Genomic DNA, 24257 nt, shown 5'->3' on the forward strand with positions numbered 1-24257 from the left:
AAGTCTGAACGTACTGGACGGAACCGGAGCACATCAAGGCATGGAATGCGGCATCGGACGATTGGCACACGACGGAAGCGACGAATGATGTCCAAGCAGGCGGTCGTTTTTCCAGTCACATGGCGGCAAAAGACGGCAGCATGGGGTTTGATTTTTCCGGTGTTTATGACGATGTCGTCGTGAACGAAAAATTAGCCTATACACTGGACGACGGTCGCCACGTGACGGTCTTGTTCGAAGCAAATGGAGACGAAACGAACGTCGTCGAAACATTTGAAGCGGAGTCGGCGAATCCGCCCGAGATGCAACAAGCGGGCTGGCAGGCGATCCTTGACCGCTTCAAAGAATATGCGGAACAACAGTGAAGCAGACAAAAAAGCCCGTTCCTAAGCAGGAGGGCTTTTTCTTTAGAGAAAAAATCGATTTACTGCCGTACTTGAATCAATGTTTCCCCGCAATTTTGACAAATGGAATCGAGTGTCTTCGTACAATCTGCGCAATATGTACAGTTGTGCGAACAATGATACGTCACTTGGTTGTCTTTGAACGCCTCTGCGCAGCGGGTACACGTCGTTGCCTGCATCGGTCTCACCTCACTTTTCTTGTTTACCTATCTTTATTTTACAAAATGGAGTCACGGTCCGACAGATGGTTTTCCTTGTTTTCAAGTAGCTTCGCCTAAAAATCAATGGTAATTTAAACATATGTCTTCATAATATTAGGAGAGTGAAAAAATGGACGAAATTGATTACGCCATCATCCATGCGTTGCAGGCGGACGGACGGATGTCCTGGACGGAACTCGGCAAAACGGTCGGTCTTTCAACCCCCGCCGTCAACGAACGGGTCAAGAAGTTGGAAGATCGGGGAGTGATTGAAGGATACCGCGCCGTCATCAATCCCGTCGCGATCGAAAAAACAATCATGGCGATTTTGATGTTCGAGCAGACACGCTGTGCGGCGTTCATCACGTTTTGTAAAGATCATCCGGATGTCGTCGAGTGCCACCGGCTCGCCGGGACGTTTAATTTCATGGTCAAACTGTACACGCCGACAGTCGAGACACTGGAAGCGTTTATCGATGCTTCGATGGAATACGGAAAACCGTCGACCTGGATTCGTCTGTCGTCGCCGGTTGCGTTTAAGGCGTTTACGGTCGGGGAAGGGATTTTGATATGAACGTTTCTATCCAAGAACGAGTCGAACAAAAAGTCGGTGTGATCGATTCGGTCCATCCCGTTCCCGAGCAGGGGGGAACAGCCATCGTCTACTATGTGAAAACGTTAGGCGGTACCTATATCCTCAAGCAGGCAAGCTTACCCCGATACCGCGAGTGGTTGGCGCAGGAAGCGACAGTGATGCAGACGTTCAAGTCAAAACACATCATTATCCCGACTTATATTGATTATATCGAAGACGCGCAACAGGATTATTTACTGATGTCCTACATAGCCGGTGAGACGTTGACAGCGGCACTGGCGGATGCTTCCGAACTGCAGCGTCTTGAGCTGATCCGTGCATTCGGACGGTTCCTCAGACAGCTTCATACGAGCGGGACTAGCCCTACCCATTCTTCAAAAGACTGGCTGGGCAAACAGCTGCTTCAAGCCAATCGCTACATTGAACAGGGCTGGACAAATGGTTCACGCGAGTTGCTTAACGCATTATCCACCAAGCAGCCGGAACCTGTTCCAGCGACGTGGATACACGGGGATTGTACGACAGACAATCTATTGGTCCGAGACAACGAAATCGTTGCTTTCATTGACCTAGCTGGAATGAAGGTCGGCGATTCCCGCTACGATGAAGCCTTGGCGACACGATCTTTTCGGAAGGATATCAAGATGCTCGATGCGTTCTATTCGGGATATGGATTTTCACCAATCTCAGAAGAAACATTCCGCTATTTCGATGACGGATTGTATGAATTTTATTGAACCGTTTGAAAAGCAAAAACGGCTATCTTCTGAAAATTAAGAGGAGATAGCCATCTTGATTATTTTTTCTATTAAGTACAACACCTTGTCGCTTGATCGACCTGATCTTGCGAAATCAGTAATTGATCGCCCTTGACTATAAACTCAATGTCATTGGCTTTTAGCCGTTTCCGTTTGAGCCGGTGTATGTTCACCCCATGGAACAGTTTTCGGTTGCTCAGCAACACATCCGGCGAGCAATAAGGTTCTCATCATGAAATCATCTCCTGTCAGTCGGTTCGTGAGTTCTTGTTAAAGAACAACCGTTTTAATTGCAGTCCGTCGCTTGGAAAGCCACTGGTCAACCGGATTGGAATCAGATTAAATAAAATGAAAATGGTGGACAACTGAATAAACGGTGGAGCCAACAGATGCATGACCGGACTTGGAAAGAGCTGACTTAATCCGGCAACGAATGTTCCAGCTATAAAATTGGCGCAAATCCCGCCAAGTAACAAGGCAGCTCTTTGTCCACGGTGAAGCGGAACCGTTGGAGGATGTGGTTGATATAGGCCTTCCCATATCTGCTTTCGAGCGACGGAAAAATGACCGATGCGTAAGAAGGGTTTTCCTTTCCCGATCGAAACTGATTTTAGATTCAGACCAATCAGGCGGCCGACGAGCGCATGCCCGTATTCGTGCAGAATCAGACTCGGAAAGTAAAAGGCAAGCATGATTAGATTAAACCAAAGTAAACCCATGTTCTTCCTCCTCTCGTCCATAAACATAGCAAAAAATGGATGTTACAAGCAACTTACATAAGTGTCATCGATTCATTTAGACATTAATAAAGGAGATTCGTTTTATGAACCTGTTAACTGATTCCAATTTGCCAATCCGGACCTTTCCGGCGCAACGTCCAATTTCCCGCAAAATCATCTGTCTGTACCACGGGTGGGGATCCAGTGTTAGCAGATACGAGGATTTTGCCGAGATGCTTTCAAAGCAAGGGTTTACGGTCATTGTGCCGGAGCTGATTCTGCATGACAGCCGCAATGCGCTAAGTGCGTATTTTGATCAAGGCATCGTCGAACAGCACTTTTGGGAAGTGGTGTTTCAAAGCATTGAAGAATCGGGCACGCTCGCAAAACAGCTGAACGTTCCAAGAGGGGACATCATCTGGCTCGGCGTCTCGATGGGAGGATTCATCGCGAGCGGTGCAGCGGCTAAACAACAGGGAAGCGCAGGATTGATTAACATCAACGGGTCTGGTTCCTTCCTCTTTTCGGAACAGCTTTTACGAAGCCGCGATAAAAGAACGACGTTGTCGACTTCAGAAGAACAACGCCTGAGAAAGTATGATCCCTTGTCGCAAGAGCAGGTGACGCCGACATTATTGTTACATGGAGAGGACGATGAGGTCATTCCGATTGCGACACAACAGCATTTTGTGGAACAATCTGCTTCAACTAACAGTGATGTCACGTTCCTCAAATATCCATTGATCAACCATACTGTCTCAGATGACATGATTGCCGACATCTTGAACTGGTTGGATGAGCGTTTTTAACAGTTCAGAAAAACCGGACTCCTCTTTAGGGGCCCGGTTTTTCTTTAGAAGCGTTTGGTTATAAGGGATGTTGCACCGAAGATGGAAGCGAGAGTCGCCAACATGAGGCATTCCCCACGGTCACCGTAAAATCTTTTCGAGCGCTTTTCCTTTTGCCAGCTCGTCAATCAGTTTGTCGAGATAGCGGATTTCGCGCATCAACGGCTCCTCGACGTTTTCGACCCGGACGCCGCATACGACACCTTTGATTAACAATCGGCGCTCCTGCATGTCTGGTGCTTCCGCAAAAAAGGTTTCGAAGGTCGTCGCATCTTGCGATAACGTCGAGAGCTGTTGTTCCGAGTACCCGGTCAACCAACGGATGATTGTATCGACTTCCTGTTTCGTCCGACCTTTCCGTTCCACTTTTTTGACGTAAAGCGGATAGACGCTTGAGAACGCTGTCGTGTACAGCCGGTGTTGCCCCATTTTTCTCACTCCTTATGATTCGTATATTTTATATCAAAAAAAAAGCGGGCACTACGTTGTCGGACACAGCTCGTGATACAGCTGTTTGATTTGTTGATACATCTGGTCCGTCGATTGTGCGGCATCGATCCGGATGACAGGTGACCTTGAAAGGATCATCTGGAGCTGATGTTCTGCCAATGTCCCGATCTTGGCAGGATCCGTCTCCGTCAAATACGTCCTGCACCAATCGAGGAAATCGTTTGACCCTGAAAAATCGGGATAGCGTGCCTGTTCCCGTTTGATTAACCGGTTCATCCGTGTTTCTTCGTCCAACGTTAAAAATACGAGCAGCTCGCGGTCCGGGAAGCCGTATGGATTCCATGAAAAGACGGAACCAGAAACAATGTACTGTTGATGGCGTTCGATGTCCTGTCTATATAAGGCATACCGGTCGTCGACCGACCGTTTTTCAGTGAATGTTTGATCCGTCCACAAGTAGTGATCGCTATCGATCCATGGTATGCCTTCTTGCTGCCCGATCCACTCGCCGAGCGTGCTTTTGCCGGTGCCGGACCCGCCGATGATTTGAATGCGCATGATTGAACTCCTCCTAAAAATCTAGTCTCGCTATTAAATAGTCAGGCAATCACGAAGGTATCCCGCAGCTCGACAATCGTCCCTTCCGGTGCTTTTAATTTACTGAGATGCCCGTCGACGACGAAGTAGATGTTTCCGCCGTTTTTCGGCAGGAAGGTGACACCGCGTTGTTCGAGCCGTGCGACTTCCGCCGCTAAATCGTCGACGTATAAAGCAAAATGAACGGGACCGGACGTATGTTTCGTATAAGGCGACAACGATTCACCCGTTTTTGCCGTTTGCAGCTCGATGTAAAAGTCGCCGAGCTTCAGCCAACTGTTGAACGCACGTGTATGAAAGTCAGGTGATTCCTGGACGAGTTCGAACCCGAGTGCTTCGTAAAAGGATTTAGAGGCCGCGTAATCAGCCGTTTGGATACAGAGGTGATGGATTTGTTTCAACGTAAGGACGTCCTTTCGAAACGGACCGCAGTCGGCGCTCCGTTGTTTAGTCTATATGTCAGTTTAGCATATTTTAAACCGTTTCAATGCAGACGGAAAACGCCACCCGTTCGAGAAAAGATCAAGGTGGAGTAGCGGTTACGGCGTGACGTCGATGACATGAAACGTAACATCCTGACCGTCCGAAACGGCATAGGCAATCGTCCTATTGACGTAAATCGGTTTAGACATCGTGTCTTCCATTTCGGTCAACGGGGCGACGGTTCCGCGCGTTAAGTCGGCATAGAGGAGCTGCGACGTGTTTTCACGGAAGATTACCCGGTCGCGGGACAAGAAACGAAACGAAGCGACGGTCGAATGCCGATCGGATAATTCATAAGTGAAGTCGGATTGTTTTGAATCAAGCGGTAAAAAAGCAGCATGTCCTTCTTCACCTGTTGCGACGTAATCGGCACCGTACTCGAAATCAATCAACCCATCAATCGGTCGTTGGAACCTGCCGTCATCACTCGCAAGGCGCGAGGTTTTAGTCCCGTCCTTGAACGTGCGGGTATGAATCAAGCGTCCGGCGTCGCCCGACCGGAAATCAAACGGTAAGATGCCGTCCTGTTTTCTTTTGGTTAGGTCATACTGTTCGTGTACGATGATTGTATCGGCGGCTACATCAAAGGACTTCATCAGCGTTGTCGTCTTCTTCGCGGTCGCGTCATGGATCAGCCAGGAGAGGCGGGTCGTTGAAGCGTCAAGCACCGGGATGGAGGCGTCGAAGCGGCTGATCCCTCGGTCAAGCAGATCCTGTTTTCCGTTTTTAAGATTGAAGCTATGAATCGTCCAGGCAATCCCGTCTTCTGCCGGCGCTGACGCGACCCAGAACAGGTAATGGGATACACCGGTCAATGAGCCAATCGGCTGATCGACCGTCTGGATGACTTCGTTCGTGTTCGACCCCGGGGTATAGCAGTAGATCGTACTGCTGACCTTGTTTTCGTTCGTCTGGATGAAGTGCGTGTAGTAAATATCGTGTTCATACAGATACTCCGTGGCAACCTGGACCGTCTGCCCGACAAGAAAAGGCGACAGGTTGTATGAATGCTTCGTACCGACCGAGACCAGTGTCTCCTTTTTTTAGTAGAGTGAAAATTGTCAATCAGATGAAAAACGATACCAAAACGTGTAGACTGGTGGAGTACCTAATTATTGTAACAGATGGACGGTTTATCCAATTTTTTTTCTGGAGGTTCAGGTAAATCGAATATTTACATTCAGCAAGGAGTGCATCGAAATGGCAAGAACATTACGGAAATCAGCGACGGACAAATCAATCCAGGGTGTCTGCGGCGGACTTGCGGAACAGCTTGGGTTGTCGTCATTCGCCGTCCGCTTGATTTTTATCTTTATTCCACTGCCCGTCAACGTCATCATCTACATGATTCTTGCGAATGCGATGGCGAGTCCACCACGGACGTTATGACACGAGTTTTAACTAAAAGGGAGGCAACCAAGATGAACAAACAGAACCGCGCGTCATCCTTAGCAGCGCGACTGATCGCGATCACAATCGGCGCCTTGATTGGAGTAACAATCATGTACAGCGTACAAGGAGAGTTCAACTGGAGTGTTTTTCTCGGATTCGTCGGCGGAGCACTCCTGTTAGGGGGCATCAGTGCCGTAGTGGCCCGTAAGAAGCGGCACGCGTAACTGGTTAAAATAAGGGGGAAAAGAAATGAGTTATTGGATTTGTACGACCTGCGGGGTGCAGACGGATGAGGAGGCGGTTCAACCAACGACCTGCCGGATTTGCAGTGATGAACGGCAATACGTCAATCCGGACGGACAATCGTGGACGACGCGTGAGGCGATGGTCGCGTCCAAGAACTACCGGACGACGGTGACACCGGAGCAGCCGGGTCTGATGAGCCTCGTGACATCACCACAATTCGGAATCGGACAAACGGCGTATCTGGTCGCCGGGGCAAAACGGCTGTTGTGGGACTGCATTACTTATCTCGATCAGACCGTGATTGATGAAATCAACCAACAGGGGGGACTCGACGCAATCGCCTTGTCGCATCCGCACTACTATGCGACACAAGTCGACTGGGCGGAAGCGTTTGACGTTCCGATTTATATCCACCAGGCGGACGAACAGTGGGTGACGCGACCGAGCGATCGGATTATTTTCTGGTCCGGCGACCGGCTGGAACTGGCAGAAGACCTCGTCCTGCACCGGGTCGGTGGTCATTTTGAAGGAGCGACGGTCCTTGAGTGGACGCAGGGAGACGCGGGACGGGGTGTCCTGTTGACGGGCGATATCGTCCGTGTCGTCGCCGACCGGGCATGGGTCAGCTTCATGTACAGTTACCCGAACCTGATTCCGCTGCCGGCAACGACGGTAGCGCAGATGGCGTCGCAACTCAGCCCGCTGTCGTTCAATCAATTGTATGATGCCTTTCACCGCATCGTCGAGACTGACGCGGCAGGTGCGGTCGCCCGGTCGGCCGCGCGCTACATCGATGCATTAGGCGGCACGGATGATTAACGGCCTGTACGAAGCTCATCTCCCGGTCCGGAATTTAAAACAATCGATTGCCTTTTACGAAGGGCTCGGGCTGACGCTCGATCATATCGTCGACGACCGGTTGGCGTTCCTCTGGATCGTTAAAGAAGAAAGTTGGCTCGGGCTCTGGGTCGCGGATCAAGTCGAACTCGACTATCACCCGTCGATCCGACATATCGCCTTCCAGATCGAACTGGAGGCATTGACGGATGCCGTCGATTGGCTGACGGCGCGCGGTTACACGCCACGAAAAGCGTTCGGGTTCGAACCGACGGAACCGTTCGTCATGGCACTGGCGCACCACGCGCACGCGAAGATTCATTTCAATGATCCGGACGGGAACAGTCTCGAGTTCATCTGCCCGGTCGACAATCCGCACCGGATCACGGGTACGATGTACTGGAGCGACTGGTTACATATGAACGCTCAAGCAGAGGAGGAGACCGATGAAACAGGCGATCATCTTTGATATGGACGGAACGTTATTTCAGACGCACCGGATTTTAGGACCGGCTTTAGACGTGGCGTTCACCCGGTTACGGCGAGCAGGGAAATGGCATGACGCAACACCGCTCGATACATACGAAGCGATCATGGGTGTCCCGTTACCGCAAGTCTGGGCGACGCTCTTGCCGAACCATCCGGAGGCGGACCGAAAGCAAATGGACGACTGGTTTCAACAGGCCTTGATTGAGCGGATTCAAGCAGGGCAAGGCGCCTTGTATCCGGAAGCGGTGACGGTATTGCAAACACTCCGCGTGGCCGGACACGACCTGTATGTCGCGAGCAACGGACTTTCGGCATATTTAGCGGCGATCGTCGAGCAGTTTGCGTTAGACCGTTACCTGACCGGCATCTACAGCATCGAAGACGTTGATTCGCTCGACAAATCCGAACTCGTCCGGATGATTCGGACGAAACACGGATTACGGGCGGGCTTCGTCGTTGGCGACCGGCAATCGGACTTTACGGCAGCGAAAGAAAACGGCTGGCCGGCGATTGGCTGCCGGTTCGATTTTGCACAGGAAGCGGAGCTCGCGACGGCCGAGTATATCGTCGATGATCTGCTGGCGATTACGAAAATCGTTTAACGGGACATGTCGTGCTACCTCATCATGAGTTCGTTTGAACATATAGGCAGAGGAATCGCCTTTTCGCAAACCGTTGCCGTATGATGAGACGGAATCTGTTTGTAGTTAGAGGAGGCGCGTCATGTTAGCAATTATCATTGGTTTAGCGATCGGCATCATCGTTCCGGTGCAGACGAGCGTCAACACGCGGCTGCGTGGAATTGTCGGATCACCGTTTACGGCATCCTTCATCTCGTTTAGTATCGGGACGGTCTTTTTAGTCCTCTTGACCCTGATCGTCGAAGGGGACTTCACATTGAACGAAGCCCTCTGGACGACGGAACCCCGCTGGATTTGGTTCGGTGGTGTTCTCGGGGTCATCTTCTTAACGGGAAACATCTTACTCTTTCCAAAACTGGGCGGGGTCCAGACGGTCATCATGCCCATCTTCGGACAAGTCATCATGGGGCTGTTGATTGACCATTTCGGATGGTTTGATTCAGCGGTCAACCGGTTGTCGCCGACCCGGTTAATCGGGGCCGTGCTCGTCCTGCTTGGTGTCGTCGGTACGGTCGCCTTAGGGGATTGGTTAGCGAAACGCCGGCAACGCGGACAACAGGAAACGAAGAACCTTGCGGAAGTCAACCTGACCGGTTGGCGTTTACTCGGCATCGCGACCGGGATGATGAGTGCGATGCAAGCGGCGATTAACGGGCATCTCGGAAGTGTCCTCGATTCGGCGATTAAAGGGGCATTGATTTCCTTCGTCATCGGGACGCTGACGTTACTGCTCGTGTTGTTGCTCGTGCGACCGAAGCTCCAAGTGGACCGGACGGCGCCAAAACCGTGGTGGATGTTCATCGGCGGTCTGATTGGTGCGACGTTCATTGCCGGGAATGCGTTCATCGTCCCGCTCGTCGGCACCGGCGTCGCCATCATCATCGTGACGATCGGTCTGTTGACGGGGAGTCTCTTGATTGACCGGTTCGGTTGGTTCGGGGCAGCCCGGACGCCGGTTACCGGCGTTCAAATTCTCAGCTTGCTCGTGATGATCGGCGGAATTGTTCTGATCCGACTATAAAGTAAACGCCTTTCGAGATTCTTTTGAATCCCGAAAGGCGTTTTTTGTTACATTCTTACACAGACAGCTGTATTAAAACCGTGACGCAAAACTTCAACAAGACCGATTTTTTCATAAGTTACCCGATTCATGACATTTGGGAATTAAATAGCTGGTCGCGTGTCCCGAAGCGCAACGCGAGTTTTAACAGGAAAACGTTTAGAATCAGTAAACCGATCGATAACAGAATCAGGAACAGCGTATTGATGAAGAATAATCCGCTGATTTGACCGATGATTAATCCGATGAACGGTAAGATGATGATACCGCTCAAGTTTTGTGCTTCCTGGTACGTACTGACCCGTGTCGAGATCAATAAATTAATTAACGCCGTCGTCAATAAAAGAATCGGTAACAGCAGAAAGAGTAACACCCACCACTGGGTCGAGGGAAAGCTGACTGAAAAGCCGTTGACGGAAATCAAAGTGTTGATGACGAGCAGATTTATCAAAAAGCAGACGGCGGAAATCAGGTAGGATGAGGCAATCGAGATCAGCAGTTTGCCGTAAAACAAATCACGGATGGTGATTGGCGAAAACAGTAGGCTTTCTAATGTGTGCTGTTCCTTTTCACTGACGAAACTATTAGCAGCGATGACGGAACATGTAATGACCGGAACTAACAAAAATAACGTCACGAGCGGATAGTTTAGGAACAAATAAAGCAATTGTTCATTAAACGTCAGTGTCAGAACATCCGGACTGGCCGTAGTCGCCAAAAAACGATTCAGTAAATCGAGCACTTCCGGGTCGGTTAACGTGGACGGATCAAGCTCGATGATGAACCAGGAGAATCCGATCGGAAGAACGAGCCCCATCAAGACCGGGATGATAATCAACGTAAACAGCAAGATCTTTTTTCGGAAGAGTTGGATGCTGTCTTTTTTAATCACGGCAAGCACGAGTGGTAAATTCATTTCGTTTCACCCCTTAACTTAAAATAGACGCCTTCTAAATCACGGTCGATTATTTGACACTCATACACCGCGTAGCCCTGATCAATGATTTGTTTCAAAAAAGGACTGATGCACGTTTCGTCTTTAAACGATACTTCAATCACGTCAGGAGCAACAGGTGCAACAGCTGTTTCGAACATCGTGTGGACGGAACCTGGTGGAAGGTTTGTCCGGATTCTGACGCGAATCGCAGTTTGGTGACGCTTCAGTAAGTCCGCGAGTGTCCCTTGATCGATGAGGCGGCCTTGTTCGATGAAGATGTAGGCGTCACAGACACTCTCCAATTGGTAGAGGAGGTGCGACGTAATGATGACGGTCGTTCCCTTCGTTTGATTCACGGACCGAATCATATCCAGGACCTGGCGAATGCCGTCGGGGTCCAGTCCATTCGTCGGTTCATCCAAAAATAAAATTTCCGGGTCATGCAGCATTGCTTTAGCGAGCGCGAGTCGCTTTTTCATACCGGTACTAAACGTATGAACATAGGCATCGCGGACATGGGTCAAATCAAACTGGTTCAACAGTTCAAGCAGATGATTTTTATTTCTGACATCGTATAAAGACGCGTAAAAAGTTAAATTTTCAAGGGCCGTCATGTCAGGGTACAATCCCGCACTTTCGGTGACGATGCCAGCTTTCGTACGAAGGGCTTCAATCGGCTGATCATCATAACGGACCGTGCCATGCGTCGGGGAGATCACACCGTTCATGATTCGAATCAGTGTTGTTTTCCCGGCACCGTTCGGACCGATCAAGCCGACTACTTTTCCACGCGGAATCGTAAGCGACATGTCTGATAAGACAAGCCGATCACCAAACGTTTTCGAAATGTTTTGTAATGTTAGCATCTGTTGTATCCTCTCATGTTCTGAATTACTAAAATGTATGGGCATTGCCGAATGAATTATTGTCCTATGTTTCTATTTCTAATTTTATCCAATTCAAGCGGTTTTTCCAACTGAAATCATTAATTCGTACATATAGTTCAATATGTAGCCAAAGTCATATTGAGTGATAAAAGCATCTGTCCTTATTTAGAAGATGCCAAAAAAAGATGCGTCATCTAAACGTATTAAAGCGTATTCCGTCTCGACAAAACGGCATCTTTACGTAAAATCTTTAAGCTTCATCAATCTTTTTTCATTGAACGGATGAAGAAAAAACAGGAAGTGGTCACTATCATGATGCCGCAATACAAGAGAATCCATGTGATGGTGAAATGGAAATAGAGCGAAAGTGAGATTAACGCATACGACAGCGGGACTAAGCCGTTCGACGCCGCATTCACTAAACTCATGACACGTCCCATCATCGGCTGTTGGCTCGTCGCTTGAATGGTCGTCAAGAGTAAGACGTTGATGACAGCGGACAGTAACCCCATTGTAAGCAACAGGACGACACCTTGAAAGACCGTTGAGATTTGACCCAGTGCGGCTAACCCGCTGCCTAATCCGCCAATCAGTAGAAGCAGTAAGCGGATCGACTGACTTTTGATATTGCGCAGTCCTATCAAGGCAGCACCGAGCAACATGCCGATTTGATACGCTCCTTGCAGATAACTTAAATCGAGGGCTTGCCCGTGCAGCACACCATCGACTAATAACGGGATCCCCATTAAGAGTGGACCGAAAAAGAAAAAGTTGATGATGATTAAGATGAACAGGATCTTTCGTAAATAAGGTTCAGAAAAAACATAACGGACGCCTTCGACAAGTTCAGCCGTTGCAGACGTTGAACGTCGGTGTTCAACACGGCGTTCGCTAATGAATAAGGAACAAAGGAACGTCACGGACAAAAAACAGCCGACGACAACAAATAAAAGAGTGAACGAGTAGGTCGTTAAAAGAATCCCGCCGAGAAGCGGTCCGGAAAATAAGGCGAGTTGGTTCGACGTTTGGACAACGGCATTTGCCCGTGTGAAGTCTTCGGATGACAGGAGTAACGGAAGGAGTGCTGAGCTGGCGGGTGAAAAAAACGCATCGATGCAACCGAATAGAAACGCGAACAGTGACAACTGGACGATTCCTAAGGCATCATTTTGATAGACAAACAAAAGGGCGATGACGAAGCCTAACCGGAATAGACTGGAAAAGCGCATGATCATCGCCTTTTTGAAGCGGTCCGCGATCACGCCGCCGATCAACATGAGAAAAATTCGCGGAAGAAGCGTCAACATCAGGACGATACCGAGGTAAGCCTCTTGCTGCAGCACACGTAAGATATACCATTGTTCAGCAAAGAGGTAAGTCGATAGTGCAAGAAAAGAACATGTACTCGCTAGCCAAAGACTAAGAAAGGAGCGGTTTCGAAAAAAGGCATGATTTTCATTCACCGTGCGTTCATACATCAGCGTTTCTCCTTCCGTTATTTTTCCTCGAACAACGCCTCATCGATTTCAAACCCGGTCGCCATGATATAAAAAAGTTTTTTGTCGTCTTCCGTCACGCATTGATCTTCTAACTCAGCCAGGAGATGCCGGTATTTTTTTGTGAATTCTAAAAATTTTTGTGGTGTCGTCGCGATTTCTTTTTGGACGGACAAACTGGTCCACGCTTCGACATCGGAAGAACGTGGTTGAAAGGAGTCGTCCGGCGCAGTCAGGACACGTGTTTTCGCGCGGTCGAGGACTTCAAGGTAAGAATGGCGAGTCGCTTGTTGTGTCTCAACTAAATTAAGCAAATGATCAGCTGGGATAAAACCGCGTGCGACGGATTGATAATACTTTAAGACGTTTCCACCCTGAATCTCTTCTTTCACTAACGTTATCAGCTGGTACTTTTCGAGTTCACGTAAGTGGTACAGGATTTTTGCCCGGGAGACATCCAGTTTTTGAGCTAATTGGTGACCCGTATGCGGTTGTTCAATCAAGTGCATCAACATCTTTGTCCGCATCGGGTCACTGATGACTTTCAGCTGTTCATAGTGTTCTAAAATCAAAATCGACTTTTGCATCATTTCCAACACCTCTCATCATTAAATAAACCGGTTAATAAAAGTTAACTGTTAAACAAATCATAGCGGAAGGAGCGAAAAATAGCTAGTGTAATTTACAAAAAAATCCAGATGCAGTAGTTGACGATAAAAAAAGATTGCGGAGGAGGACCCTCTACAATCCACGAATAGACATCCGCTGGTGATGCTGCACAATCAATTCGGTCAATTCATCAAGCGTCCCACTGCAGGGGATGATTTCCGGCAAATGATAGAACGTACTCGTCGTCTCGAACCGGTCATATGTCTGATCAACACAATGGAGAAAAATCGGCTTGTCTTGTCCTAGGGCGATTCCGAGTTCGATATGGCTTCCTTTACCTGCCGGCAGCAAAATGATGACGCAGTCCGAGAGCGTGATGGCCTGCTTTTCAGCATGACCAATCGTTTGCAGTGCCGCTTTACTCGTTGCCCGTTCGTTTTGGGTCCAGTCATACGTCAGCGAAAATCCGCGATCAATCAGTTTATCCCGTAATATCCGGACGTTCGTGATATTTGCAAAGCTTGATCCAATATAAAACTGCATCCGTCTGCTCCTTTCAGCATGGGTTGTCAAAAAAACTTAATTCGCTTACTTCACCTTCAAGATGACTTTCCCTTTCGCATGACCGGATTCCGAATAGGCGAGTGCCTCCTGTGCCGCTTCAAACGGATAGACGCGATCGATGACCGGTTTGATTTGCCCCGTCTCAATCCATTCCGTGATGTGCTGCAGTTGTCGTCCGCTCGGTTTCATGAACAAAAACGTGTATGTGACGCGGTATTTTCGCTCGAGAAAGGCCTCACGGACCGTCAAGAGACGAAATAACATCGTTTTTAAAAATCCGGAACCGTACGCTTTACCGAACCGACCATTCGGCAATCCGGAAATCGAGACGATTTGTCCACCGGGCCGTACGATTTTAAAGGCCCGTCTGAGCGTGTCGTCGCCAATCGTATCGTAGACGCCGTCGAAGTCATGTAAGACCTCATCGAACGCAACGGTCCGGTAGTCGATGATTTCGTCGGCACCGAGTGCTTTGACCAAATCATGACCGGCAGGACTGGTAGTCGTCGCAACATACAGTCCCATCGCCTTCGCCAGTTGGATGGCGAACGTCCCGACACCCCCGGCACCGGCCTGGATCAAGATTTTTTGACCCGGTGTCGCTTGTAAGACGTCGTGAAGTGCCTGATAGGACGTCAAACCGACGAGCGGGATCGACGCCGCCTCTTCAAACGATAACGCCTCCGGTTTTCGTGCGACTAAGTCTTCATGAATCGCAATGAATTCCGCGAACGTCCCGATCCGCTGTTTTTCGGCCCGTCCGTAGACGGCGTCGCCGACTTGAAACTGTGTTACCGCGGAACCAACCCTCGTGACGATACCGGCAAAATCGTTGCCGAGAATCAAAGGGAACTGGTAGGGAATCAACAGCTTGACCTTGCCGTCCCGAATCTTAAAGTCAACCGGATTGATGCTCGCGGCATGAATTTCGACTAAGACATCATGTGCGGAGACAACGGGAAGGGGCTGTTCCGTTAGTTCGAGTGGTACGTTTCCATATTTTTCAATCGTCATTGCTTTCACCGAGCATCCACCCTCTCTGACAACTCTTTTTAACCAGTGTATCACGCCTTCCGATAATGCTATACTGAAATTGGATAGGGAAAATATGGGATTAATCAGTCGTGAAAGGTGGGGGACGTGTTGAAGAAATGGGGAGCACGGTTATTACGGGAATGGATTCGCATACCCCGCTGGATGAAACGTGCCGTTCCTTTAGTAATCACGCTCGTGCTCGTCTGGCAGCTTGTCAGGACGATGCTTGATTTTGAGATAGGAGCGGTTACGTTCAGTGATGTCATCATGTGTTTGATTGGTGCAGGTATCATCGTCTTCTTACCCAAGTTTGATTCGAAACGATAGGGAGGTTACATCTTGTCAAAGAAAAGCGAACAGGAACAACCGTTAACAGGGGGAAACGTTTCTGCCGTCAGTCGCGCAGGCGACACGGTCCGGCGGGAACAAAAGCCGGACAGTCCGCGGATTCACCGGCTGCTCGTGCACCTCGAGAAAAAAGAGTATCCAGCAAGTCCACGGTTTCTCGGAATCGATCCGCAAAACCGGGAAATCCTGTCGTATCTTGACGGGGAGGCGGGAAACTATCCCCTCAAGGCCTACATGTGGTCGGAGGCCGTGTTAGAAGAGACGGCCCGGTTACTCCGTCAGTTTCATGATGCCACGGCAGACTTCGAAGTACCCGCGTCATGGGAGCCGCTCGACAATACGCCGCTGCCGTATGCAGTCATCTGTCACAATGATTTTGCCGTCTACAATGTCATTTTTAAGGACGAAAAACCGATCGGCGTCATCGACTTTGATTTAGCGGCACCCGGACCACGGATTTGGGACATCGCCTACACGTTGTATACGTTCGTCCCGCTCAGCCGCCATCATCACGATGAACACGGGCGACAAGTCGACTATGACCCCGTTACGGGACCGGACCGGATCAAACGGCGCATCGACATCTTTTTAGCGGCTTACGGGATGCCGGAATTAAAAACGCAATTGTTTGATACGTTACTGCTGCGGATTGAAGCCCTCCTGTTGACGATTCATCGTAAAGCAGCCGACGGGGAGGAGGCGTTTCAGCGGATGATTGAGGCGGGGCATGCGACGCATTATGAGCAAGAACTTGCCTTCATCAAGCAGCATGGTGTGACGTGGTTCGATTAAAAAGGAGCGATGGTGCAAATGAAGATGGAAACAGATATCGTCCAAATGTTTGAACGGGACCGGGAGACAAGAATACTTCTTGAGGCGGTCGCGACACTCGACTTACCGGACTGGTGGATTTGTGCCGGGTATGTCCGGGCGAAAATTTGGGATGTTTTAGACAAAAGGAAGCGACAGCGGTCGGAGACATCGACGTCATCTATTTTGATACATCCGACACGACAGAAGCGACTGACCAAATGCTGGAAGCCCGACTGAACGAACAGTTGCCGGACTACCCCTGGTCCGTCAAAAATCAGGCGCGGATGCATACCAAAAATGACTTACCGCCATACCGGTCGTCCCGCGACGCAATGGCACAGTTTCCGGAGACGGTGACGGCGATCGGTCTGACGCTACAAGCGGACCAGCTCGAATTTTTCACGGCCTACGGCGTTGGTGATCTGTTGCAACAACGGCTGCGGCCGACGCCGCTGTTCCAGGCGACGGCACGGCATTTGATTTACCGGCAACGGCTGACGGAAAAACAGTGGGGAAAGAACTGGCCGGGTGTCCATGAAGCGGAGAATGAATCAACTTGAGTGAAAAAAATTTAAATCGTTGAAACGAAATTCGTCGATTACGCGGTCTAACAGGTAGTGACAGACAGAAAGGGGAGAACGGGCGATGATCGGTCGGCGAAACAAGCGGCAACCCGCGTTTGACGATGACACGTTTCTGATGTTTTTGACGCGTCATGATACCTATCTTTACAAGATGTCCTACCTGTACTTAAAAAATGACCAGGATGCGCTCGAAAATGTGCAGGAAGTCGCCTATCGCGCCTGGAAACACCGCCGTACGCTATTGGACGCGACGATCGCTAAAACCTGGTTGACGCGGATCGCGATCAATTGTGCGCTCGACATGCTAAAGAAAACCCAAAGAATCCGGGTCGATTATGCGACGGCGGCAACGGATGTCGCCGAACCAGTTATTTTCGAGGAGCGACTCGTCAATGATCTTTACTTGCAGGAGCTGCTCGAAGTGCTCACCGTAGCGGAACGGACGATCCTGTTTTTACGGTATTACGAGGACTACACACTGCAGCACGTCGCCGATCTCCTGCAAATACCGGTCAGCACGGTCAAAAGTACACTCTACCGGGCGATTCAAAAGGTTCAGGCCAAACAGGTGAAAGGGGGCGGGGCAAAATGAAAGAGCAGGTCAAACGCGCAGTGGATTCAATCGATGTGCCCCGCGGACAGGTCCGCAGTCATTTGCTCGCCGGCGTTCAGCAGGCACGCCGTCCGCGCTTCGTCGGACGTAAGACCGCGACAGGACTGGTTGCAGCAGCACTCCTGTTGGCGGTCGGTGGCGGCATGCTACTGGAAGAGACACCGCCTGCGGCAGAAATCGTACGGACAGACGGTGCCGTCGTCGTCCCGAACTGGGCGCAGGACGAACAAGTGGAGGGCAGTTCGACCGCAGGCAGTATGCTCCCCGGGCTCGTCTATCAAAATGAGCTTTATCTTGCGATGGAGACACCGCTGACGGATGACGTCCGTGCCCTGCAAGGGAAGAGACTGGGGCGCGTGACGGCAACACTTGAGGAAACGGGTGATACTACCCCTGAAACACTGGAAAGTGGCTCGAACCTCGGACCGGTCACTTTGTATCGGGTCGACGGCTATAAGCCGTCCGTGCGCCTGTTCGCTGTAGGGGAGGAAGAAGGCATAAAAAAAGTCTGGCTACTCGAGCGCCAGACGGGCTTCGTGCTGAAAACAGGCAACGATTTTTTCCGGGATTTAAACCTCGACGCGCCGGTCAGACGCCTCGCCTATCAAACATTTGACCAGTGGAACGACGACGAAACGGCACAACCGATGACAGCGGACAGTCGGTACCGGGCTTTCATTGATGCCTTGTACGAGGGCCGTGCGATGATCCGCGAAGAAGTCCCAAAAGAAGCCGCGGACTACATGCATTCCGACAGAATGAAGGTCTTACGCGTGACGCAAGCGGACGGAATCACGGTGTCGCTGCGGCTGATTGCAGGCGGCTACGTCGTCTATCACCAACTGGGTGTCTTCTTTAAGGTCGACCCGGTCGTCTTCAAAGCGATGTGGGAGGCGTTGTGACGGTGGCATCGATCGTCTTTCGAAAACCATAAAACGGACGATAGCCGAGTTGTTCGTAAAACGAGTGGGACGAAGCGCTCGCGAGAATCTCGAGCCGTGTCGCCGGATAGAGGGCGTAGACATGTCCGAGCAAGGCTTGTCCGAGTCCCTGTCCGCGGGCACTGTCCGCGATCAACAGTTCACAGATGTAGAGCGTGATCGCCGTATCCGTCATGCCACGGATGTAGCCGGAAACGGTTCCGTCGATGACGACAACGTAAGCAACGTTAGACGCCGCAAAGGCGCGTTTTGTTTCGTCAGCACGGGCGACGAGATTACTCCAGCCTTCAGCCGCATTCAACCGTTGAATCGCCTCGAAATCGTGGTCCGCGTAGGGGCGGATTTGGTATTGCAGTTCTGACATGGTAAAAACTCCTTTTTGTTAGTCGTTCTGAAGCAATGTGCCTAATTCGGACCAGTCGTCGATCCAGTCCGTACACGGGGGCCGACGCGTGGATCCGTTTCTTTTCCAAATCACGTTCATCCCGACTTGCTGCGCACCGTAAACGTCGTTTACGGGATGGTCGCCGATGTAGACGGTCGCATGTGCGTCAAGGGCACACTTTTCTAAAAAGTAGTTAAAAATAAGCGGGTCCGGCTTTTTGATTCCAATGTCTTCCGAAATGAGGATGTGATTGAAATAATGTACAATCCCTAAAGCTTCTAAATTGGCGCGCTGGAAGTCAGATGCGCCGTTTGAAATGAGGCCAATCAGATAACCTTGTTTATTTAAGTTGTTTAACATGACCGTCGTATCAGGATACGCGATGCAATGGTCTGGAAAGAAAACGAGGTAATCGTCGAATAATTGACGCCACGTTACCGTCGTGATCTCGAACTCTTGAAGTAATTGTTGATAGACAACATCTTTTGAAACGTAACCATCATTGTCTAATGTGATGAAGCGACGCGAATAGTCCGGCAGTGAAACAGGTTGTAAGTCGTTAAAAAAACGCTGGTATTGTCCCGTGATGAATCTTTGTAAGGACAACTGACGATTCAGAAGGGTACCGTCTAAATCAAAGATAACAGCTTGAATATTTTTAATTTCAATTACCGCCATTCCTATAATAAAATCAAAATATAATTTCATTATAATGGAAAAATGACGACTATAGGAAAAAATGTTTATACTGTAGAAAACGGAGGATATGCATGTCCCATTTCGATACGAAAACGCCGGGACGACCACTCGTCATTCTGCCCGGTCTTGGCTGCACCTATCATGAATGGTATCCAGTCATTGAATCATTAAAACAAACATTTCGCGTGATTTCATTTCACCGCCATGAACTGATGAACACAACTCAAACCGGGACAGTTGCGGTCGCTTTGCAATTGCAGGAATTACTGAAAACTTTAGACGTCACGGAGCCGGTCCTGATTGTCGGACACTCTTACGGCGGGCTGTGTGCCCAACAGATGGCGCATGATTACCCGGAAACCGTTCGTGGACTCGTTCTCGTCGACTCGACATCCGTCCGCTTACGGCAACTCGATTCCTTGACGTTACCGGTCCTCGATGAACTGTCGACGGATCAGGTCTGGCTTGACAAGTGCCGAAGTTACGCGGAAATGACACGTCACGCCTTATGTGAAGCCATTCGACCAGAACTGACACACGAGCAACGGCAGTTACCGGTAAGCGTCCAACGAGAGCTGCTCAATTTCCAAACCGATCCGTTGCTGTACGGCGAAATGGCCACCGCCATCGAACAGTGGCAGAACGACGCTGTTACGTTGGAACGGCGCGGTCGACTCGCTGATCTCCCGCTCGCCGTGCTTGGACGCGACAAGGAACTGGCCGTGAACAGCGGAATCGAAGAGGGGTTGCCGGAAGCGGAGCTACGGTTGCTTGAGGACACATGGGAACGATTGATTTGCGAACAGGCCGACTTATCGACTCAAAGCGAACTACTTTTTGTGGAGCAGGCAAGTCATGCGATTCATCTGGACCGACCGGACGCCGTCCTTGATGCCGTCCGCCGAATCGATGAACGCGCGAACGATTAAACTAAAAGGAGCGAAGACATATGGGATCGCGGATCATGCATTATTGTATTGCGTCATTGCTCGCGGACAAGCTGAAACCGGAGCCCCGGAGTGATTTTCTGTTAGGCGGGATTGCACCGGATATCCACGGTCTGATGGGCGTGCCGAAAGGGAAAACCCATTTCAAGGACCTGGATGAGAACGGGAAGAACCGGATTAACCTGGACCGCTTTTTGCATACATATGAAACACGATTAGCGGAACCGTTTTACCTCGGTTACCTCTGTCATTTGATATCCGATCAGGTATGGTTAGCGTTTTACCTCGAGAAGGTCGCGTACGTCTCACGCGAGCAATGGCAGGCGGATTTAGAAAAATCTTACAGGGATTTCAACCGTTTAAATGGTCGGATTATTAAATTATATGAACTCAAACTCTCTCCGCTAACGGTTCCTTTGTTTGAAATCGAAGGCTATGATCAGACTTATCTGCCTACTTTAATTGACGAGTTGGCATTGGATTTTCAACTTGATGCCTCATTAGAAACCGAGAAGCTGGAATTTTATAAAAATCACAATCAAGAAATTACTAGCTACATCAATCAAGCTGTAAACAGTTGTTTAAAAATCCTTTCGAATCAAGTTGGTATTACCATCAATCAGCATTTTCCTAGTTTCTTTCATTCAAAAAGCATAAACTCAAAAAGGGAATGATAGAAAGGAGATTAAGATGGTGAATCAAAACAAGAAGCACTTTTATTGTAATGTTGAACTTTCTTTAGATGTCATGGGCGGTAAATGGAAGCCTTTGATTATTTATCATATCGGCGGAGCAAAAATCCTCCGGTTCGGCGAATTGAAACGAAAAATACCGAATGTGAATGAACGTGTCCTTTCAAGACAACTAAAAGAGCTGGTAGATGCGGGGCTTGTAAAAAGAACAGTATATGACGAATTGCCATTGAAAGTCGAATATGCGTTAGAGGACTTGGGACAAGCATTACTGCCGATTTTGAAAGAGTTGGGCACTTGGGGAAAAACCTACCACGAAACGTATGAGTATGGTGAAATTTCTTTTAGCGAGGAATACGAGTAAAAAACATAAAAACGTGAACTGTGCGCCTTTTACTAAGGGGTGAACGGTTCACGTTTTTTGTACTTTAATGTCCGTACGGATAAAAATGTCAGTACTTGTTTGCCGATTTTCCGGGATATATACTGACGAAGTACTTTACACATTAAACATACAAAGGACGTGGCAATATGACATTGATCAACACATTACAAACACGCTACTCTACAAAAGAGTTTGATCAGGAAAAACAAATTTCACAAGAAGATATGGCAACAATTAAATCACTCCTTCAACTAGCACCTTCGTCAACAAATGTCCAACCGTGGCACTTTGTCATCGCATCAAGTGAAGCAGGGAAAGAACGGATTGCAAAGGCGGCACAAGGCTTTTTCGGATTCAACGAATCAAAAATCACCGGTGCAGCAGCTGTCGTGATCTTTGCCGCGAAAAGCGACATTTCGGACGAATATTTACTTCATCTGACGGAAAAAGAAGATGCGGATGGCCGGTTTGCTGAAGAAGAATTTAAGCAGGCAAATCATGGGGGGCGAAAAATTTTCGTTGATTTACACAAATACGACTTTAAAGATCTTCAACACTGGACGGAAAAGCAGGTGTACTTGAACTTAGGGTCATTCCTTCTCGGCGTCGCGGATTTAGGAATCGATGCTGTCCCAATGGAAGGACTAGACATGAAAGTATTAGATGAAGAATTTAACTTACGCGAGCAAGGCTTCACTTCAAGTGTCGTCGTTTCATTAGGCTATCGGGCTGCTTCTGATTTTAATGCATCCTTGCCAAAATCGCGACTCGAGCAATCTGAAATCATCGAAGAATTCTGATGAATATCCTAATCACCGGTGCTACAGACGGAATCGGACTTGAGACAGCAAAGATGCTAGCCGAACAAGGTCATACGATATTGTTACACGGACGGAACGAAAAGAAGTTAACCGCTGTGTGTAAAACTTTGAAAAACTCGACAATCGTACCTTTTGTAGCAGATTTGTCTAGGTTAATCGAGGTTAAGCGATTGGCGGAGCAACTCTCTCATGAGGTTTCCGGAATCGATGTGCTCATTAACAATGCCGGCGTCTACGGTGCACCCGAAACGGTTACTGCTGAAGGTTTAGACATTCGGTTTGCCGTAAATACAATTGCTCCTTATACGCTGACAAAAGCGCTTCTGCCATTGATGTCTTCAAGTAGTCGCGTCATTAACGTTTCGTCAGCAGCTCAACAAGAAGTAGAGGTCGATGCCCTTCTCGGAAAAAAAGTATTGCCTGACGGGGATGCATACGCTCAAAGCAAGTTAGCACTTACAATGTGGACCATCGAAATGGCGAAACAGCAAGCACCTGCCTTTATTGCTATTAACCCTAAATCACTATTAGGAAGTAAAATGGTCAAGTCTGCATTTGGCATTGAAGGTCATGATGTGAAAATTGGCGCAAAAATTTTAGTGGACGCCGCACTTTCAGACGAGTTCAAAAATGCTTCTGGAAAATATTACGATAACGATAGTTGCCAGTTCGTAAATCCGCATCAAGATGCATCCAGTCAGGTCAAACGTTCAAGGCTTGTTCAGATTTTAGAGAAATTGATTCGTTCAGACGGTGCTCCTGAGCATGACGAAATCAGTCGGTAAGGCGAAGCACCATTCATTCGCTTATATAAAAAATCCGTACATCTTCCGCGTTTTAAAGTGTGGAAGATGTACGGATTTTTTTTGTTGATTTATCAATGTACATGGCAGCATCAGCTTGCATGATGAGCTGCTCGACATCTTGTGCCATTCCGTTCGCGAAGCCCGAAGCGAGAGCGATATGCATCTTGTCCATTTCAGCATGAATGCCTGCTCTTAGTGTTTCGATTTCTTCAAGCGTCAAGTGTGATTCGATAATGGCAAACTCGTCACCGCCAATGCGGTAAACGTTTTGGCTATGCTGCTTTAGAGCGAACGCGGTCAATTTGAGCAATTCATCTCCGGCAGCATGACCGTGATGATCATTTTGAATCTTTAAGTCGTTTAAATCAAATAATAAGATAGCGAGTGGAACGTTTTGACACGGCATAAGTTCCGATATCATATTATCAAATTGATAACGGTTATAAAGTCCTGTCAAAGCATCGGTCCTGCACCGTTTCTCTAATTCATTTTTTTCAGTTATCGCTTGTTCAACATTACGTATGATTCCTTGGATTGCGACAAGTTCATCATTTTCATAAATCGGAGTTGTATACTCCTCAAACCAGACATATCGTCCATCATTCGTCCGCCACCGTTGTAAAAAGGCGGTATCATAATTTCCCGTACCTGATATCTTTGCAATCAAAATATCAAAGTCATCCGGATGAATACGGTCAAAACAGACAGCCGGATCGGCGTAGCTCGCGTCGACGACGCCATCACCAATATGTTCATCAAGCGACGGGCTGATGTACCGAAAGCGTTGGATCGGTTTCACTTCGTAAACGTAAATAACATCTTTCGTATGATGTCCGATCAGTTCAACTGATAATTGAGAAGCTTCATCGGGTTTTTGAAGTTTGGTAAAGATTAATGCCATGATAATACCAATACTCATTCCTAAAACAAGCATGCGGATTCACCTTCTTGTATTCTATATAACCTATATAATACC

At 48.8% G+C, this 24257-nt stretch carries 33 protein-coding genes and 2 pseudogenes; 20 read left to right on the plus strand and 15 right to left on the minus strand.

Features of this window, described 5'->3' with window-relative positions:
• Positions 1-23: 23 nt before the first annotated feature.
• Positions 24-365 (plus strand): annotated as a pseudogene (locus KNP99_RS02195) (SRPBCC domain-containing protein); the annotation flags it as partial.
• 59 nt (positions 366-424) lie between these two features.
• Here KNP99_RS02195 and KNP99_RS15475 read toward each other — a convergent pair.
• On the minus strand, positions 425-583 hold the full coding sequence (locus KNP99_RS15475) for a DUF1272 domain-containing protein (protein WP_088837093.1): 159 nt from the start codon (positions 581-583) through the stop codon (positions 425-427).
• 151 nt (positions 584-734) lie between these two features.
• On the opposite strand from KNP99_RS15475, the gene KNP99_RS02205 reads away from it, so the two are divergent.
• On the plus strand, positions 735-1178 hold the full coding sequence (locus KNP99_RS02205) for an Lrp/AsnC family transcriptional regulator (protein WP_214845675.1): 444 nt from the start codon (positions 735-737) through the stop codon (positions 1176-1178).
• Positions 1175-1936: a phosphotransferase gene (locus KNP99_RS02210; RefSeq protein WP_214845677.1), complete on the plus strand. Its 762-nt coding sequence runs from the start codon at positions 1175-1177 to the stop codon at positions 1934-1936. Before KNP99_RS02205 ends, KNP99_RS02210 begins: the two co-directional genes overlap by 4 nt.
• Positions 1937-2205: 269 nt before the next feature.
• On the opposite strand, the gene KNP99_RS02220 is transcribed toward KNP99_RS02210, so the two are convergent.
• Positions 2206-2676, minus strand: a complete 471-nt coding sequence (locus tag KNP99_RS02220; RefSeq protein WP_214845679.1) for a site-2 protease family protein — start codon at positions 2674-2676, stop codon at positions 2206-2208.
• Between the two features lie 104 nt (positions 2677-2780).
• On the opposite strand from KNP99_RS02220, the gene KNP99_RS02225 reads away from it, so the two are divergent.
• Entirely contained in the window at positions 2781-3485 is a 705-nt protein-coding gene (locus KNP99_RS02225) for an alpha/beta hydrolase (protein ID WP_214845681.1), read from the plus strand.
• Between the two features lie 120 nt (positions 3486-3605).
• Here KNP99_RS02225 and KNP99_RS02230 read toward each other — a convergent pair whose 3' ends face one another.
• From KNP99_RS02230 to KNP99_RS02245, 4 genes are all read right to left on the minus strand, one after another.
• Entirely contained in the window at positions 3606-3953 is a 348-nt protein-coding gene (locus KNP99_RS02230) for a DUF2200 domain-containing protein (protein WP_088837100.1), read from the minus strand.
• Between the two features lie 51 nt (positions 3954-4004).
• Positions 4005-4532, minus strand: coding sequence for a shikimate kinase (locus tag KNP99_RS02235; protein ID WP_088837101.1), 528 nt, complete (start codon positions 4530-4532; stop codon positions 4005-4007).
• Between the two features lie 41 nt (positions 4533-4573).
• Positions 4574-4972 (minus strand): VOC family protein, encoded by a 399-nt coding sequence (locus KNP99_RS02240; protein WP_214845683.1) that lies wholly within the window; start codon positions 4970-4972, stop codon positions 4574-4576.
• 138 nt (positions 4973-5110) lie between these two features.
• On the minus strand, positions 5111-5869 hold the full coding sequence (locus tag KNP99_RS02245; RefSeq protein WP_214845684.1) for a hypothetical protein: 759 nt from the start codon (positions 5867-5869) through the stop codon (positions 5111-5113).
• 385 nt (positions 5870-6254) lie between these two features.
• On the opposite strand from KNP99_RS02245, the gene KNP99_RS02250 reads away from it, so the two are divergent.
• The 6 genes from KNP99_RS02250 to KNP99_RS02275 all read left to right on the plus strand — a co-directional run bounded on the left by KNP99_RS02250 (position 6255) and on the right by KNP99_RS02275 (position 9680).
• Positions 6255-6443: a PspC domain-containing protein gene (locus KNP99_RS02250; RefSeq protein ID WP_088837104.1), complete on the plus strand. Its 189-nt coding sequence runs from the start codon at positions 6255-6257 to the stop codon at positions 6441-6443.
• A gap of 32 nt (positions 6444-6475) precedes the next feature.
• A complete protein-coding gene (locus tag KNP99_RS02255; RefSeq protein WP_088837105.1) occupies positions 6476-6670 on the plus strand; it encodes an LPXTG cell wall anchor domain-containing protein in 195 nt (64 codons plus the stop codon).
• Between the two features lie 25 nt (positions 6671-6695).
• Positions 6696-7511 (plus strand): MBL fold metallo-hydrolase, encoded by an 816-nt coding sequence (locus KNP99_RS02260; RefSeq protein ID WP_214845686.1) that lies wholly within the window; start codon positions 6696-6698, stop codon positions 7509-7511.
• Positions 7504-7998: a VOC family protein gene (locus KNP99_RS02265; protein ID WP_214845688.1), complete on the plus strand. Its 495-nt coding sequence runs from the start codon at positions 7504-7506 to the stop codon at positions 7996-7998. Before KNP99_RS02260 ends, KNP99_RS02265 begins: the two co-directional genes overlap by 8 nt.
• Positions 7976-8620 carry an HAD family hydrolase gene (locus KNP99_RS02270; RefSeq protein WP_214845690.1) on the plus strand — a complete coding sequence of 215 codons (645 nt, stop codon included), beginning with the start codon at positions 7976-7978 and terminating at the stop codon, positions 8618-8620. The genes KNP99_RS02265 and KNP99_RS02270 overlap by 23 nt, the downstream gene beginning before the upstream one ends.
• 121 nt (positions 8621-8741) lie before the next feature.
• The gene (locus tag KNP99_RS02275) at positions 8742-9680 is read left to right on the plus strand and encodes a DMT family transporter (RefSeq protein ID WP_214845692.1); all 939 of its coding nucleotides are present in this window, start codon (positions 8742-8744) and stop codon (positions 9678-9680) included.
• 127 nt (positions 9681-9807) lie between these two features.
• Here the strand turns inward: KNP99_RS02275 and KNP99_RS02280 are convergent, their stop codons facing one another.
• From KNP99_RS02280 to KNP99_RS02305, 6 genes are all read right to left on the minus strand, one after another.
• Complete coding sequence (locus KNP99_RS02280; protein ID WP_214769166.1) at positions 9808-10635, minus strand: ABC transporter permease subunit; 828 nt, start codon at positions 10633-10635, stop codon at positions 9808-9810.
• Entirely contained in the window at positions 10632-11522 is an 891-nt protein-coding gene (ccmA, locus tag KNP99_RS02285; RefSeq protein ID WP_214845694.1) for a heme ABC exporter ATP-binding protein CcmA, read from the minus strand. The genes KNP99_RS02280 and ccmA overlap by 4 nt, the downstream gene beginning before the upstream one ends.
• Positions 11523-11803: 281 nt before the next feature.
• Positions 11804-13021, minus strand: a complete 1218-nt coding sequence (locus KNP99_RS02290; protein WP_214845696.1) for an MFS transporter — start codon at positions 13019-13021, stop codon at positions 11804-11806.
• A gap of 17 nt (positions 13022-13038) precedes the next feature.
• Positions 13039-13629 carry an ArsR/SmtB family transcription factor gene (locus KNP99_RS02295; protein WP_214804597.1) on the minus strand — a complete coding sequence of 197 codons (591 nt, stop codon included), beginning with the start codon at positions 13627-13629 and terminating at the stop codon, positions 13039-13041.
• A 151-nt stretch (positions 13630-13780) separates the two neighbouring features.
• The gene (locus KNP99_RS02300) at positions 13781-14191 is read right to left on the minus strand and encodes a nucleoside 2-deoxyribosyltransferase (RefSeq protein WP_214804595.1); all 411 of its coding nucleotides are present in this window, start codon (positions 14189-14191) and stop codon (positions 13781-13783) included.
• A 45-nt stretch (positions 14192-14236) separates the two neighbouring features.
• The gene (locus KNP99_RS02305; protein ID WP_214804593.1) at positions 14237-15235 is read right to left on the minus strand and encodes an NADP-dependent oxidoreductase; all 999 of its coding nucleotides are present in this window, start codon (positions 15233-15235) and stop codon (positions 14237-14239) included.
• Between the two features lie 120 nt (positions 15236-15355).
• On the opposite strand from KNP99_RS02305, the gene KNP99_RS02310 reads away from it, so the two are divergent.
• From KNP99_RS02310 to KNP99_RS02335, 5 genes and pseudogenes are all read left to right on the plus strand, one after another.
• Positions 15356-15574 (plus strand): hypothetical protein, encoded by a 219-nt coding sequence (locus KNP99_RS02310; RefSeq protein ID WP_251132440.1) that lies wholly within the window; start codon positions 15356-15358, stop codon positions 15572-15574.
• Between the two features lie 12 nt (positions 15575-15586).
• Positions 15587-16387, plus strand: coding sequence for a phosphotransferase enzyme family protein (locus KNP99_RS02315; protein ID WP_214845697.1), 801 nt, complete (start codon positions 15587-15589; stop codon positions 16385-16387).
• A gap of 45 nt (positions 16388-16432) precedes the next feature.
• Positions 16433-16968 (plus strand): annotated as a pseudogene (locus KNP99_RS02325) (nucleotidyltransferase family protein).
• A gap of 85 nt (positions 16969-17053) precedes the next feature.
• Positions 17054-17584, plus strand: a complete 531-nt coding sequence (locus tag KNP99_RS02330; RefSeq protein WP_214845703.1) for an RNA polymerase sigma factor — start codon at positions 17054-17056, stop codon at positions 17582-17584.
• The gene (locus KNP99_RS02335) at positions 17581-18507 is read left to right on the plus strand and encodes a hypothetical protein (RefSeq protein WP_214845705.1); all 927 of its coding nucleotides are present in this window, start codon (positions 17581-17583) and stop codon (positions 18505-18507) included. Before KNP99_RS02330 ends, KNP99_RS02335 begins: the two co-directional genes overlap by 4 nt.
• On the opposite strand, the gene KNP99_RS02340 is transcribed toward KNP99_RS02335, so the two are convergent.
• Together KNP99_RS02340 and KNP99_RS02345 are read right to left on the minus strand one after the other, a co-directional pair.
• The gene (locus KNP99_RS02340; RefSeq protein WP_214845706.1) at positions 18482-18910 is read right to left on the minus strand and encodes a GNAT family N-acetyltransferase; all 429 of its coding nucleotides are present in this window, start codon (positions 18908-18910) and stop codon (positions 18482-18484) included. The two genes, KNP99_RS02335 and KNP99_RS02340, sit on opposite strands and share 26 nt — an antisense overlap.
• Positions 18911-18928: 18 nt before the next feature.
• On the minus strand, positions 18929-19609 hold the full coding sequence (locus KNP99_RS02345; protein WP_214808256.1) for an HAD family hydrolase: 681 nt from the start codon (positions 19607-19609) through the stop codon (positions 18929-18931).
• Between the two features lie 92 nt (positions 19610-19701).
• Between KNP99_RS02345 and KNP99_RS02350 the strand changes: the two genes are divergently transcribed.
• The 5 genes from KNP99_RS02350 (at position 19702) to KNP99_RS02370 (ending at position 23260) form a co-directional block, all read left to right on the plus strand.
• Entirely contained in the window at positions 19702-20559 is an 858-nt protein-coding gene (locus KNP99_RS02350) for an alpha/beta fold hydrolase (protein ID WP_214845707.1), read from the plus strand.
• Between the two features lie 20 nt (positions 20560-20579).
• Positions 20580-21251 carry a zinc dependent phospholipase C family protein gene (locus KNP99_RS02355; protein WP_214766083.1) on the plus strand — a complete coding sequence of 224 codons (672 nt, stop codon included), beginning with the start codon at positions 20580-20582 and terminating at the stop codon, positions 21249-21251.
• 19 nt (positions 21252-21270) lie between these two features.
• A complete protein-coding gene (locus KNP99_RS02360) occupies positions 21271-21633 on the plus strand; it encodes a winged helix-turn-helix transcriptional regulator (protein WP_239456891.1) in 363 nt (120 codons plus the stop codon).
• 167 nt (positions 21634-21800) lie between these two features.
• Positions 21801-22454: an oxygen-insensitive NAD(P)H nitroreductase gene (gene nfsB / locus KNP99_RS02365; RefSeq protein WP_088837125.1), complete on the plus strand. Its 654-nt coding sequence runs from the start codon at positions 21801-21803 to the stop codon at positions 22452-22454.
• Positions 22454-23260, plus strand: a complete 807-nt coding sequence (locus KNP99_RS02370) for an SDR family NAD(P)-dependent oxidoreductase (protein WP_214769128.1) — start codon at positions 22454-22456, stop codon at positions 23258-23260. The genes nfsB and KNP99_RS02370 overlap by 1 nt, the downstream gene beginning before the upstream one ends.
• 52 nt (positions 23261-23312) lie before the next feature.
• Here KNP99_RS02370 and KNP99_RS02375 read toward each other — a convergent pair whose 3' ends face one another.
• A complete protein-coding gene (locus tag KNP99_RS02375) occupies positions 23313-24215 on the minus strand; it encodes a sensor domain-containing diguanylate cyclase (RefSeq protein WP_214769126.1) in 903 nt (300 codons plus the stop codon).
• Between the last annotated feature and the right edge of the window lie 42 nt (positions 24216-24257).

It is taken from the genome of Exiguobacterium sp. s95, from assembly GCF_018618655.1.
Taxonomy (GTDB): Bacteria; Bacillota; Bacilli; order Exiguobacteriales; family Exiguobacteriaceae; genus Exiguobacterium_A; species Exiguobacterium_A oxidotolerans.

Coding starts and splice junctions, on each gene's coding strand:
- KNP99_RS15475 (WP_088837093.1), bottom strand. CDS start 583: ATGCAGGCAACGACGTGTACCCGCTGCGCAGAGGCGTTCAAAGACAAC.
- KNP99_RS02205 (WP_214845675.1), top strand. CDS start 735: ATGGACGAAATTGATTACGCCATCATCCATGCGTTGCAGGCGGACGGA.
- KNP99_RS02210 (WP_214845677.1), top strand. CDS start 1,175: ATGAACGTTTCTATCCAAGAACGAGTCGAACAAAAAGTCGGTGTGATC.
- KNP99_RS02220 (WP_214845679.1), bottom strand. CDS start 2,676: ATGGGTTTACTTTGGTTTAATCTAATCATGCTTGCCTTTTACTTTCCG.
- KNP99_RS02225 (WP_214845681.1), top strand. CDS start 2,781: ATGAACCTGTTAACTGATTCCAATTTGCCAATCCGGACCTTTCCGGCG.
- KNP99_RS02230 (WP_088837100.1), bottom strand. CDS start 3,953: ATGGGGCAACACCGGCTGTACACGACAGCGTTCTCAAGCGTCTATCCG.
- KNP99_RS02235 (WP_088837101.1), bottom strand. CDS start 4,532: ATGCGCATTCAAATCATCGGCGGGTCCGGCACCGGCAAAAGCACGCTC.
- KNP99_RS02250 (WP_088837104.1), top strand. CDS start 6,255: ATGGCAAGAACATTACGGAAATCAGCGACGGACAAATCAATCCAGGGT.
- KNP99_RS02255 (WP_088837105.1), top strand. CDS start 6,476: ATGAACAAACAGAACCGCGCGTCATCCTTAGCAGCGCGACTGATCGCG.
- KNP99_RS02260 (WP_214845686.1), top strand. CDS start 6,696: ATGAGTTATTGGATTTGTACGACCTGCGGGGTGCAGACGGATGAGGAG.
- KNP99_RS02265 (WP_214845688.1), top strand. CDS start 7,504: ATGATTAACGGCCTGTACGAAGCTCATCTCCCGGTCCGGAATTTAAAA.
- KNP99_RS02270 (WP_214845690.1), top strand. CDS start 7,976: ATGAAACAGGCGATCATCTTTGATATGGACGGAACGTTATTTCAGACG.
- KNP99_RS02275 (WP_214845692.1), top strand. CDS start 8,742: ATGTTAGCAATTATCATTGGTTTAGCGATCGGCATCATCGTTCCGGTG.
- KNP99_RS02280 (WP_214769166.1), bottom strand. CDS start 10,635: ATGAATTTACCACTCGTGCTTGCCGTGATTAAAAAAGACAGCATCCAA.
- ccmA (WP_214845694.1), bottom strand. CDS start 11,522: ATGCTAACATTACAAAACATTTCGAAAACGTTTGGTGATCGGCTTGTC.
- KNP99_RS02290 (WP_214845696.1), bottom strand. CDS start 13,021: ATGTATGAACGCACGGTGAATGAAAATCATGCCTTTTTTCGAAACCGC.
- KNP99_RS02295 (WP_214804597.1), bottom strand. CDS start 13,629: ATGATGCAAAAGTCGATTTTGATTTTAGAACACTATGAACAGCTGAAA.
- KNP99_RS02300 (WP_214804595.1), bottom strand. CDS start 14,191: ATGCAGTTTTATATTGGATCAAGCTTTGCAAATATCACGAACGTCCGG.
- KNP99_RS02330 (WP_214845703.1), top strand. CDS start 17,054: ATGATCGGTCGGCGAAACAAGCGGCAACCCGCGTTTGACGATGACACG.
- KNP99_RS02335 (WP_214845705.1), top strand. CDS start 17,581: ATGAAAGAGCAGGTCAAACGCGCAGTGGATTCAATCGATGTGCCCCGC.
- KNP99_RS02340 (WP_214845706.1), bottom strand. CDS start 18,910: ATGTCAGAACTGCAATACCAAATCCGCCCCTACGCGGACCACGATTTC.
- KNP99_RS02345 (WP_214808256.1), bottom strand. CDS start 19,609: ATGGCGGTAATTGAAATTAAAAATATTCAAGCTGTTATCTTTGATTTA.
- KNP99_RS02350 (WP_214845707.1), top strand. CDS start 19,702: ATGTCCCATTTCGATACGAAAACGCCGGGACGACCACTCGTCATTCTG.
- KNP99_RS02355 (WP_214766083.1), top strand. CDS start 20,580: ATGGGATCGCGGATCATGCATTATTGTATTGCGTCATTGCTCGCGGAC.
- nfsB (WP_088837125.1), top strand. CDS start 21,801: ATGACATTGATCAACACATTACAAACACGCTACTCTACAAAAGAGTTT.
- KNP99_RS02370 (WP_214769128.1), top strand. CDS start 22,454: ATGAATATCCTAATCACCGGTGCTACAGACGGAATCGGACTTGAGACA.
- KNP99_RS02375 (WP_214769126.1), bottom strand. CDS start 24,215: ATGCTTGTTTTAGGAATGAGTATTGGTATTATCATGGCATTAATCTTT.